The 12,410-nt window shown below is 64.1% G+C and carries 7 protein-coding genes; 6 read left to right on the top strand and 1 reads right to left on the bottom strand.

The features are described from left to right. Positions 1-306: 306 nt before the first annotated feature. Positions 307-1,554 carry a class I SAM-dependent rRNA methyltransferase gene (locus NXS98_RS16615; RefSeq protein ID WP_283846178.1) on the bottom strand — a complete coding sequence of 416 codons (1,248 nt, stop codon included), beginning with the start codon at positions 1,552-1,554 and terminating at the stop codon, positions 307-309. Positions 1,555-1,754: 200 nt separating this feature from the next. On the opposite strand from NXS98_RS16615, the gene NXS98_RS16620 reads away from it, so the two are divergent. The 6 genes from NXS98_RS16620 (at position 1,755) to NXS98_RS16645 (ending at position 12,374) form a co-directional block, all read left to right on the top strand. Beyond that, on the top strand, positions 1,755-3,575 hold the full coding sequence (locus tag NXS98_RS16620; protein WP_283846179.1) for a universal stress protein: 1,821 nt from the start codon (positions 1,755-1,757) through the stop codon (positions 3,573-3,575). A 52-nt stretch (positions 3,576-3,627) separates the two neighbouring features. Further along, entirely contained in the window at positions 3,628-6,399 is a 2,772-nt protein-coding gene (locus tag NXS98_RS16625; RefSeq protein WP_283846180.1) for an immunoglobulin domain-containing protein, read from the top strand. Between the two features lie 335 nt (positions 6,400-6,734). Continuing rightward, a complete protein-coding gene (locus NXS98_RS16630) occupies positions 6,735-8,348 on the top strand; it encodes a TolC family protein (protein WP_283846181.1) in 1,614 nt (537 codons plus the stop codon). Between the two features lie 6 nt (positions 8,349-8,354). Continuing rightward, positions 8,355-10,355, top strand: a complete 2,001-nt coding sequence (locus tag NXS98_RS16635) for an efflux RND transporter periplasmic adaptor subunit (protein WP_283846182.1) — start codon at positions 8,355-8,357, stop codon at positions 10,353-10,355. Continuing rightward, complete coding sequence (locus NXS98_RS16640) at positions 10,342-11,085, top strand: ABC transporter ATP-binding protein (protein ID WP_283846183.1); 744 nt, start codon at positions 10,342-10,344, stop codon at positions 11,083-11,085. Before NXS98_RS16635 ends, NXS98_RS16640 begins: the two co-directional genes overlap by 14 nt. After that, entirely contained in the window at positions 11,082-12,374 is a 1,293-nt protein-coding gene (locus NXS98_RS16645; RefSeq protein WP_283846184.1) for an ABC transporter permease, read from the top strand. The genes NXS98_RS16640 and NXS98_RS16645 overlap by 4 nt, the downstream gene beginning before the upstream one ends. The last annotated feature ends 36 nt before the right edge of the window (positions 12,375-12,410 follow it).

The following is a 12,410-nucleotide window of genomic DNA, read 5'->3' on the forward strand; positions in this document are numbered from 1 at the left end:
TGTATGATCCGCCCCCTTTTCCCTCTCCCCTCGGGAGAGGGTCAGGGTGATGGGTCCGTAGCGCAGGCGTCCCTCCATGTAGCGCAGGCGTCCCCGCCTGCGAGTGTGGCCTGCGTCCCGCAGGCCAAAGGGGTCAGAGTGAGGAGCGTTTTCAATCTTTGATCCACTATTCAAAAGCCATGTCCCTCCGTGTTCATTCGCCATTGACCTCCCCCCTTCACCCGCTCACCCCCCTTTTCCCTCTCCCACCGGGATAGGGCCAAGGTGAGGGAAAAACTTCGACCAAACACCTGCGCTCCCTCTCTTTCACGCCGGCCACACGCGGCCCCAGAGCACTTTCAAATACCGTCCCTCCGGCGCGCTGGACATCACCGGATGGTCCGGCCCCGCCCCGGTCCGCTCCAGGATTTGCAGCCGCCGGTTTTGCCGGTGAATCCCGCGGCACACTAGAAACTCAAAATCCTCCGCCGCCAGTAGTCCGGAGCACGAGCACGTCACCAGCAGCCCGCCCGGCTTGACCAGCGTGGCCGCCAGGCTGTTCAAATCCTCATACTTGTGCCGTCCCTGCGCGGCCTCCTCCCGGCTGGCGATCAGTTTCGGCGGATCCAGAATCACCACATCCCAAAATTGCCGGTTTTGCTGCATCTGCCGCGCATACGCAAACGCGTCGCAATGCACCCACTGCACCCGCAGTTGATTCAAATTCGCATTGCGCCGCGCCTGCGCGATCGCCGCCTCGTCCAAATCCACCCCCGTCACCTCCGCCGCTCCATGCGCCGCGGCGTTCAACGCAAACCCCCCCGTGTAACAGCACAAATCCAACACCCGCGCCCCCGCCGCCCATGCACGCAACCGCAGCCGGTTGTCCCGCTGGTCACAGAAGAACCCCGTCTTATGGCCGGTGGCAAAATGAATTTCATATTGAATCCCGTGCTCTCGCACCCGCACGCTGCGCACCGTATCCATGGCGGAGGGCAGGGGAATGCCCTCCACTTTGGCTGCCTGTGCGTCCACTTCCAGCACCACCCGCCGCGTCCCCAGCGCCTGATGCAGCCGCGCCAGCCAGCGCTCCAGCCGTTGCTGCGCCGCCAGGCTGTGCACCTCCACGCTCAACACGTCCGCAAATCGGTCCACCACCAGCCCCCCCAGCCCGTCCCCGTCGCTGTGCACCACCCGAAACGCCTCCGTCTGCGCCGGCAGATTCAGCCGCCGCAGCCGCAAATCCAGCGCCCGCTCCAGCAACGTGTCCGCAAAGCTCTCACTAATCGTTTCCGGCCCGTGATAAATCATCCGCAATGGCACCCGTGCCTTCGGATGATACCATCCCGCCCCGAACGGCCGGCCCTGCTTGTCATAGACATGCACCAGACAGCCGGGCCGGGCATCCGGCGAAGCCGCCTTAATCATTGCCGGATAGATGCAGGGATGAAAGGTAATGTATTTGAGCTGCACCCACGGAGCCACCCGGGCCGCCGGCTCCACCACCGGCAAGCCCTCGGGCGAAGGCTCTGGTGTGGCAGACTCCGGTGTGGGTGATGTTCGGCGCGCTTTCATGCAGCACTCAGCGCCGCTCAGCCTGCGTCAGCCGCCTCAAAAAAGCAAATGAGGAGTGCAACCCCGGCCCAACCCACCCCACCCTCCCGCTCCCGGGGGCCTGCGCTTTGGTTTTGACGAACGGGCCGCTCTTGGCGACATTGGGCACGGGTAATGAAACCCAAGGGTATCACCTGCCGCGCTCAAGCGGCCTAAGGATTATGGACGGCACTGGCATGCACCGTCCGCGCAATGTGGATTGGACGCGCGCGGCGGCCTTGCTCTACGGCGACTGGGGCACCAGCAAGGCCTACGTCATCGGCGCCGCCTTTGTGGCCGCGTCCTATTCCGCCCTGCCCATCATCATTGCCGTCTGTCTCCTTACCGCACTGGTCGGCTACAACTACACCGTCATCTGCAAGCACTTCCCCGACGGCGGCGGCGTCTATTCCGCCGCCCGCAGCCAGAGCCGCCTCGTGGCCGCCATCGGCGCCTTCATGTTGGTCGCCAACTTCTGCGTCACCGCCGCCCTCAGCGGCTGGGTGGCCATGGTCTATTTTCGCGTGCCCGAACATTACGTCCCCCTCGCCACCATGGCCCTCATCCTTGCCATGGGCGTCATCAACTACTTCGGCCCCAAACACAGCGGCAGTTTTGCCATCACCCTCGCCCTCCCCATGGTGGCCGTCGTCGTCCTCATCGTCCTCCTGAGCCTCCCCCACCTGACCCTCGATTACATCGAGCCTTCCACCCGGGGCTTCAGCTTTCAATGGACCGCTTTTGTCGGCACCATCCTGGCCCTCAGCGGCGTCGAGGCCATCGCCAACATGACCGGCGTCATGAAACTCGACCCCGGCACCACCATGGACGCCCCCCGCGTCGAAAAAACCGCCCGCAAATCCATCCTCGTTGTCGCCCTCGAAGTCGTCGGCGGCACCATCCTCCTCGGCTGGGCCATGCTTTCCCTCCCCAAAACGCCGGCCATGACCGAAATGTTGAACAAACGCTGGGAGGACATGATCAGCCTGCTGGCTGAACAATACGGCACCCTCACTCTCGGCCCCGCCTTCGGCCACTACTTCGGCATCGTCACCGGCATCATCGTCGGCGTCCTCCTCATCAGCGCCGTCAACACCGCCATCGGCGCCCTCATCGGCCTCACCTACCTCCTCGGACGCGACGGCGAAATGCCCCGCTCCTTCGTCAAGTTGAACAAGTTTGGCGTTCCCTGGCTCCCCATGATTATCGCCACCCTGCTCCCTTTTGTGGTGGTGGCCATGTCCCCGGACCAGAAATCACTCATGGAGCTTTACGCCATTGGTGTCGTCGGCGCCATCACCGTCAACCTTGGCTCCTGCCTCATGAACCGCAAACTCCAGTTGCGGTGGTACGAATGGGGCGCCATGGCCATCACCTTTCTGGTCCTCTTTGCCGTGGAACTCACCCTGGCCAAAACCAAGCAAAACGCCCTGTTCTTCATCGTTTGCATCCTCATTGCCGGCCTGGCCCTCCGCGCTTGGGCCCAGCGCCGCGCCGGCCTCCGTACCATCACCGTCAGCGAAGAAGTCGCCGCCGCCGTCGCCCCCGCCGAAGGTGGCGAATTCCAGCTCCGCATCAACCCCGGCCAGGCCATCCTCGTCGCCGCCCGCGGCATCACCCCCGTCCTCCGCTTCGCCATCGAAGAGGCCCGCCTCCGCTCCGCTACCCTCTACGTCCTCTACGTCAAGGAACTCGCCGTCAACCTCCCCGCCCCCGTCGAGCACCCGGAACACCCGCGCTGGCAGGATGACAAAATGGCCGCCACCATCATGTACCGCATGCTCGAAGAGGGCAAACGCAACGGCGTCAATGTCATCCCCCTCTACCTCGTCAGCGAAAATCCCGCCGCCACCATCCTCGATTTGTCCGCCACCCTCGGCGTGGATTTCCTCTTTTTGGGCGCCTCCCATCGCAAAGGCCTCGAAAAACTCCTCAAAGGCAGCGTCATCACCCAGGTGGCCAAGGATTTGCCCGAAAACATCGAGTTGGTCATCCATGGCTGACACGCTTATATTATTGCCCCCGCGGAACGCGCCCCCGCCGCGCTGTGGTCCGATGAAAAGATATTTTTGCCATGCCTTGCTGGCCGGCCTGCTGGCCGCAGCCCCTCTTTCCGCTGCCCCGCTCACCGCCACCCTGGCCCAATGGGGCAGCAACGCCATTGCCGTCGTCAATTTTCCCGCAGGCTTGAAAGACGCCAGCGCCATCGCCGCCGGCCCCAACCATGCCCTCGTCGTCCGCGCCAACGGCACCGTCCTGGGCTGGGGCGACAACAGCTTCGGTAAGGCCACGCCCCCACCCGGCCTGAACAACGTCGTGGCCGTCGCCGCGGGCGCCAATCACAGCGTCGCCCTCCGCGCCAACGGCACCGTCATCAGTTGGGGCGCCAATGAATCCGGCCAGACCAACACCCCGGCCTTCACCGATGCCACCGCCATCGCCGCCAGCGAATTTTACAACCTCGCCATCTATGGCGGCGGCGCCGTGGCTGCTTGGGGCTCGCCGCCCGCCGCCACCCCGGCCCTCGCCAATGTTATTTCCATTGCCGCCGCTCCCAGTTACGCCCTCGCCGTCGTGCGCCCCGCCGGCCAGCGCGGTTACGTCGTCGCCTGGGGCTACGGCGCGCCCGCCGTCCCCGCCAGCCTTGGCTTCAGCGGCACCCTTGATGTGGTGGCGGTGGCCGCCGGTTTTCAACATGCCGCCGCCTTGCTCAGCAATGGCCAGGTGGTGGTCTGGGGCAGCAACTTCTTCGGCCAGGGCAACATCCCCTCCGGCGCATATAACATCCTCGGCATCAGCGCCTCTGGCAATTACACCCTCGCCCGCCGCAATGACGGCGCCATTTTCGCCTGGGGCGATTTAACCGGCAGTGTTACACCCCCCGCCGGCCTCAGCAACGTGGTCGCCATCGCCGCCGGCAATCAACACGCCCTCGCCCTCTTTTGGGAACCCCTCTCCTTTACCTCGCAGCCCCAAAGCGCCACCGCGCTCGTGGGGCAAACCGTGCAATTCCAGGTGGGCGTCACCGGCAGCGAACCCATCGCCTACCAATGGCAGCGTCAGGGCACCAACCTGCCCGGCGCCACCAACTTCATCCTTGCCCTCCCCAACCTCCAAACCAACCAGGCCGGCGCTTACCGCGTCATTGTCTCCAATCCCGTCAGCTCGCTCACCAGCACCGCCGCCACCCTCACCGTACTGGCGCCTCCTGTCATCGTAACGCCGCCCCAATCCCAAACCGTACCCCAGGGCGCTCTCGTGCAATTCACCGTCTCCGCCAGCGGCACCGCGCCCCTCACTTACCAATGGTACAAGGACCACACCCCGCTGCCCAACGCCAATCTCTCCGTCCTCCTCCTGCCCAACGCCCAATCCTTTGACGCCGGCGCCTACCACGTGGTCATCACCAACATCGCCGGCGCCGTCACCAGCTCCCCCGCCACCCTCACCGTCCTGCTCCCGCCCATCATCACCGAGCAGCCCCACAGCCAAACCGTCCTGGCCGGCAGCGCCGTCACCTTCCGCGTCACCGCCCTGGGCGCCACCGCCTACCAATGGCGCAGGAACAACGCCAACCTCCCCGCCGCCAACGGCCCCGTGCTCTCACTTACCGCCGTCACCACCAATGATGCCGGCTTCTACCAGGTCATTGTTTCCAATGACGGTGGCAACACCCCCAGCGACATCGTCCAGCTTACCGTCCTCGCCGGCGGCGAGTCCCCCAGCCTGGTGGCCTGGGGACAGGAAGAAGTCTTTGTGAACCCCGTCTGGGTCAGTCTGCGCCCGCCCGGCGGCTTGTCCAACCTCACCGCCATTGCCCTGGGCGGCCAGCACGGCCTGGTCTTGCGGCGCGACGGCACCGTCGTGGGCTGGGGCGACAACACCTACGGTCAGGCGGCCCCGCCCCCCGGCCTGAACGACGTCAAGGCCATCGCTGCCGGCTTGCAGCACAGCGTCGCCTTGCGCAGCAACGGCACCCTCGTCGCCTGGGGACGCAACCACCTCGGCCAGACCAACGCCCCCGGTGGCGTGACCGACATCAAAACCATCGCCGCCGGCGCTCATCACACCCTCGCCCTGCGCGCCAATGGCTCGCTCGTGGCCTGGGGCGACAACGCCTACGGCAAAGCCTCCGTTTTCCCCTCCGCCACCAACCTCGTCGCCATTGCCGCCGGCGCCGACCACAGCCTCGCCGTCCGCAGCAATGGCACCGTAGTGGCCTGGGGCAACAACGACGACGGCCAGGTCGCCGTGCCCCCCGGCCTCTCCAACGTCATCGCCGTCGCCGCCGGCAGCTATCATAGTCTGGCTTTGCGCCGCGATGGAACCGTCGTGGGCTGGGGTGCTGCGCGGCCGCTGTTCAATTACGACCAGGCCAATCCGCCCCTCGGCCTCTCCAACGTCATCGCCATCGCCGCCGGCGACACCCACAGCCTGGCTCTCCTCGCCAACAACACCGTCGTGGGCTGGGGCGCCAACACCTACGGCCAGCGCACGCCTCCCGCTGCCCTCGCCGGCGTGGCCCTCCTCGCCGCCGGTCCCTCCCGCAGTCTCGCCCTCGTTCTGCCACCACTGAAAATCAGCCCGCCCCGCTTTCTGGGCGGCGGCGTCATGCGCCTGGAAATCGCCAACCGCGATGCCTCGCCACTCGACGCCGACCGCCTGAACCGCATCCAGCTCTGGACCACCACCCGCGCCGCCGGGCCGGCCGCCGATTGGACCGTCATCACCAACGCCTTCGTGCCCCTCGGCTCAGGGGCCGTTTTCACTCAGACCAACACCACGCCATCAGCCTCCCGCTTTTTCCGCCTCACCGAGCAACCGTAACACACGCCGCCAGTCCCGGCACGGTCCGCGGCAGCGCCACCACCATAAAAAACGCGCCAGCCATGCGGACGCGCCCAGCACCGCCGCGCTTGCGCCTGTCGTCTTTTTTCACGCAATTTGTTTCAACAAAATCTGGTGTAAAATCGTCTCAGGTTTGTAACCTGAGGCGCCATTAGCGCGTCTTAAGAACGAACGGGATGCAGGATAGCAGGGTTCATAACGGAATCCCGGCCCGCAACGGCCGGGCAGCGCAGGCAGGGTGTTTTGCCCTGGCCGCCCTCCTTTTTTGGGGGGGATGCACGGCCAAATACCACCGCCAGGCCGCGGACAGAGAAGTGTACCGCTCCATCCAACAGACGCAGCAGCGCGTGCTGAAGAAAACCAATGACTTCAGCATTGATACGCCCTGGTCGTCGCGCAAGCCGGAGTCGGTCCAGCCGCCCGAACTCATCGAGAGCCGCCTCGAGACCAACCGTCTGGTGTTGTCCGTCCAGGAGGCCCTCGATCTGGCCGTCAAAAACAGCCGCGAGTACCAGGACCAGAAGGAAAGCCTCTACAGCTCCGCGCTGGCCCTCGCCCGCGAACGCTACAAATATCAGCCCCGCCTCTTTGCCACGGGCGAGTGGGCCTTGCGCCGCCGCCCCGACGGCTCCCGCGACGGCACCCTCTCCGCCTCCTCCGGCGCCAACCTCACCCAACTGCTCGCCAGCGGCGGGCGGCTTGGTTTGACCCTGGCCAACGATTTGTTTCGTTATTACACCGGCGACCCGCGCCGCACCGCTGTTTCCAGCGTTTCCGTCAACCTTGTCCAGCCCTTGTTTCAGGCCTTCGGCAACAATAACGATGCCATCGAAAGCCTCACCCAGGCCGAGCGCAACCTCGTGTATGCCGTGCGCAATTTCAGCCAGTTTCAGGAGCAGTTCGCGCTCAACGTCCTCAATGATTACTTCAACATCCTCGCCCAGAAAGACGCCGTCCGCAACAACTACGCCAACTACCTCAGCCGCGTTGCCCAGACCCAGCGCCTGGAGGCCCGCGCCGTGGACCGCCAAACCCGCACCGAGGTGGACCAGGCCCGCCAGTCCGAACTCTCCGCCAAAAACAGCTACATCAACGCCGTCGCCCGCTACCAAACCCTCCTCGACAGCTTCAAAATCCGCCTCGGCCTCCCCCTGAGCACCAAATTGTATCTGGATGACAAAGCCCTCGAAGAAATTGCCCAGGTGGGCCTGATTCCTGTCACCCTGGATGCCGAAGAAGCCTACCGCCTCGCCACCCAGCGGCATTTGCCCACCCTCAATGCCATTGACCGCTTCCAGGACGTCCAGCGCCGCGTCCGCCTGGCCCGCGACAAACTCAAACCCAACCTCACCTTCATCGCCGATGCCTCGCTCGAAAGCGAACGCCCCACCGACTGGACCCGTTTCGACGCCCGTCGGGCCAGTGCCGGCGTGGGCCTCGAACTCGATTTGCCCCTCGACCGCAAAAACCAGCGCTTTGCCTACCGCGAAGCCCTCATCGCCTTTGAAGCCCAAATCCGCTCCCTCACCCTGACCTTTGACAACCTCCGCAACAACATCGAAAACGGCCTCCGCACCATCGAGCAACAGCGCCAGACCTACCTCATTCAGAAAAAAGCCGTCGAGCTGGCCAAGGTCCGCGTCGAAAGCACCACCATGAATTTGCAGGCCGGCAACGTCGCCGTCCGTGACGTCCTGGAAGCCCAGGACGCCCTCATCGCCGCCCAAAACCAGTTGACCCTCTCCCTCGTCAGCTATCAGCAGGCCCGCCTGCGCCTCATGCTGGACATCGGCGCCCTGGACACCAGCAAGGAAAAATTCTGGATTCAGGACCACCTCGTCGGTTTCCTCCCCAAAGTGCCCGAAGCCGGCCCGGTGGAAACCGAGGATAAACCCGTCCTGCCGCCGGACGATTATTTTAATCAGTAAACGTTTATGAGTGCGTCTTCTCCCCCTGTCACCGCCGCCACGCCCTTCTGGCGCCGCAAACCGGTCCTCGTCGCGGCGGCACTCCTGGCCGTCTTCTCCGCCTTTGCCCTCGTGCGCAGCCGCGCCAAATCCCAGATCCAGCCCACCGCCTACTTCGAGGTCAAACGCGGCGATTTCCTCATCTCCATCGTCGAAGGCGGCAACATCGAGGCCGTCAATGAAGTCGTCGTCCGCAGCGAGGTGGAAGGCACCGCCCGCATCATTTACATCGTCCCCGAAGGCACCACCGTCAAAAAGGGCGATTTGCTGGTCGAACTCGACTCCAGCTCCAGCCAGGACGCCGTCAACCAGCAGCAAATCAACGTCGAAAAAGCCCAGTTCGCCGTCATCCAGGCCGAGCAACAGCTCGAAATCCAGAAAAGCATGGTCGAAAGCGAAATCTCCGCCGCCGAGCTGAAATACGAATTCGCCAAAAGCGACCTGGAAAAATTTGAAAAGGGCGAGGCCGCCCAGTTGCTGCGCGACGCCCAGATTGAAATCACCAACGTCCTGGAAAACCTCAAAATCGCCGAGGAAAAACTCGGCTGGACCGAAAAGCTCTACGAAAAAGGCTTCGAAACCAAGGCCAACCTCGACCGCGACCGCCTCTCCGTTTCCCAAACCAAATTGCGCCTCGAACAGGCCCAGAAAAAATTGTGGATGCTCGAAAACTTTGACCTGCCCAAAAAACGCCGCACCCTCGAAGCCGCCGTGGAGGACGCCAAGGACGACCTCGAGCGCGTCAAACTCCAGGGCCAGCGCCGCCTCGCGCAATACCAGGCCGATGTGCAAACCCAGAAAAGCACCCTCGACCTCAGCAAGAAAAAACTCGAACGCGACCTCCGGCAACTGGCCAACACCAAGATTTACGCCCCCCAGGACGGTCTGGTCGTCTATGCCGGCGGCGGCGGCGACCGCCGCTTCAGCAGCGAATCCATGATTGAGGAAGGCGCGGTGGTCCGCTACCGCCAGGAAATCATCAAACTGCCCGATGTCTCCGAATACAAGGTCACCGTCAAGGTCCACGAATCCCACGTCAACCAGTTGAGCCGCGGCCAGCCCGCCTACGTCGTGCTGGATGCCATGCCCGACCGCCGTTTCCAGGGCGCGGTCAATCGCGTGGCGCCCCTCCCCGACACCTCCAGCCGCTGGGCCAACCCCAATCTCAAGGTCTATGCCACCGAAATCCTCATTCTCGAACCCGTGCCCAACGTCAAACCCGGCGTCTCCGCCCGCGCGGAAATCATCATCACCAACCTCAAAAGCGTGCTGACCGTTCCCATCCAGTGCGTCACCACCCGCAAAGGCAAACAAGTGGTTTTCCTGGCCGATAATCCCACCGTCCCCGTGCCCGTCAATGTCGGCATGTATAACACCAAGTTCATTGAAATTACCTCCGGCCTCAAGGAGGGCGACCGCGTCCTGCTCAGCCCGCCCTACGACGCCCAGGAAAAAGACCTCGCCGGCGCCATCCTCGGCAAGGACGAAAAAGCCGAGGGCCTCACCAACACCCCGCCCGAAAGACTGAACCGCGCCACCCCTGAAAACGGCGCCGAGAATGGCGGCGCCGGCTTCATGGAGCCAGGCGCCGGACGCGGCATGCGCGGCGAACGCGGCGAGGGCGCGGGCATGTTTGGCCCGGGCGCCGGCCGCAATGGTGGCGCCGGCATGGGCGGCGAAGCAGACGGGCCGGGCGCTGGCTTCGGTCCGGGCGGCATGGGCCCCGGCGGCCAGCCGGGCCAGGGCCGCGGCGGCCCGCGATTCAACCGCGAGGAAATGATGAAGCGCTTTGACACCAATGGGGACGGGGAGCTGGATGAAAACGAGCAGGCGGCCATGCGGGAGGCCATGCGTGCCTTCCGCCGCCCCGGCGGCACCAACGCTCCGGCAGGGTTCCCGGGGCCGCGCCCGGACGGCGGAATGCGTCCGGAAGGATTTTCCGCACCGCGCAACGATGGCAGCCGCTGACATCATCATCCGCCTCGAAGGCGTCAAAAAGCATTACATCCTGGGCTCGGAGGTCACCGTCCGCGCGCTCGATGGGGTGCATTTCCAGGTCAACCGCGGCGAATATGTGGCCATCATGGGACCCTCCGGCTCCGGCAAATCCACCATGCTCAACGTCCTGGGCTGCCTGGACCGCCCCACCGCCGGCCGCTATTATCTGGGCGGCATTGACGTCTCGGAAATGCCCGATGACCAGCTCTCCGCCGCCCGCGGACGGATGATTGGCTTCATTTTCCAGAGCTACAACCTGATTGCCCAATTGACGGTCATCGAGAACATCCAGGTGCCCCTCCTCTACCAGCGCAAGGATTTGCGCGCCCATTACGAGCATTGCGTGCGGCTGGCGCAACTGGTGGGCCTGGGTGAACGTTTGCACCACCGCCCCAACCAGCTCTCCGGCGGCCAGCAGCAACGGGTGGCCATTGCCCGCGCCCTCGTGAATGACCCCCTCATGATTCTGGCCGACGAGCCTACCGGCAACCTCGATTCCACCACCGGCCGCGAGGTGCTCGAACTGATTGACAGCCTCAATGCCCGCGGCAAAACCATCGTGCTCGTCACCCACGATGAACGCGTGGCCGGGCGCGCGCATCGCATCATTCACATGCGCGACGGCCTGATTGAGCGGGAAGTGCTCAATGGGCGCCGCGCGGCCTCGGCCGCCGCCCCGGCGCCGCCTCCGCAGTCATGAATCCCCTGGCCTTCCAATATCTCGTGGTGGTGCGGCTGGGCATCAAAAGCCTGCTCTTGCACAAGCTGCGCTCAGCCCTGACCATGCTGGGCATCATCTTCGGCGTCTGCTCGGTCATTGCCATGCTCGCCATTGGCGAGGGCGCCTCCTACGAGGCGCAGGAGGCCATCAAACGCCTCGGCAGCGCCAACATCATCATTCGCAGCGTCAAACCCCCCGAAGACACCAAGGTCTCCGGCATGGGCCGCGGCTCCAGCATTGATTACGGGCTGACTTACCGCGACGCCGCCCGCATTCAGGATACCGTCCCCGGCGTCAAACGGGTCCTGCCCGTCCGCATCATCCGCGAAAACGTCCGGTTCGCCCAAAACAGCTTTCCCTGTCAGGTCCTCGGCACGTTGCCGTTTTATCCCGAAATCGTCGGCCTCGAAATCGTGCGCGGACGCTTCCTGAGCGACTGGGACGAAATCAACAACGAAAATATCTGTGTCCTGACGGTGGGGCTGGCCCAGCGGCTTTTCCCCTATCAGGACCCGCTGGAGCAATCGGTCAAAATAGATGCCTTTTACTACCGCGTGGTGGGCCTGGTGCGCGAGCGCAACCTGCCCGAACAACGCACCCAGGCGGGCAAAATGGAAGGCGAACCGCTCGACAACAATGTGTACATCCCCTTGAGCACCTCCCGCACCCGTTTCGGCGAAGTGCTCATCCGCCGCTCGGCGGGCAGTTTTGAAGCGGAAAAGGTGGAGCTGCATCAAATCACCGTCCAAATGCACGACACCTCGACCGTCGAAACCGCCGACCCTCAAATCAAAACCCTCCTGCGGCGATTCCATGACAAGGTGGACTACGAAACCATCGTGCCCCTCCAACTGCTGCGCCAGGCCGAACAGACCAAACGCATTTTCAACATCGTCCTGGGCTCCATTGCCGCCATTTCGCTCCTGGTGGGCGGCATTGGCATCATGAACATCATGCTGGCCACCGTCACCGAACGCACCCGCGAAATTGGCATCCGCCGCGCCCTGGGCGCCACCCGGCGGGACATCACCATGCAATTCCTGGTGGAAACGGTCGTCCTGGCGGTCGGCGGCGGACTCATCGGCGTGCTGGTGGGCATCATCACCCCTGTCATTGTCTCTCACCTCACCACCATGAAGACCATCATCACCCTCTGGTCCGTCCTGGTGGCCTTTGGCATCTCCGGCGCTGTCGGCATCATCTTTGGCCTTTATCCTGCCAAGGCCGCCGCCCAACTCGACCCCATCGAAGCCCTGCGGCACGAATAACCGCGCCCCCATTGGTCCCCCCTGGCCCCCCGCCCG

Source organism: Fontisphaera persica, from assembly GCF_024832785.1.
Taxonomy (GTDB): Bacteria; Verrucomicrobiota; Verrucomicrobiia; order Limisphaerales; family Fontisphaeraceae; genus Fontisphaera; species Fontisphaera persica.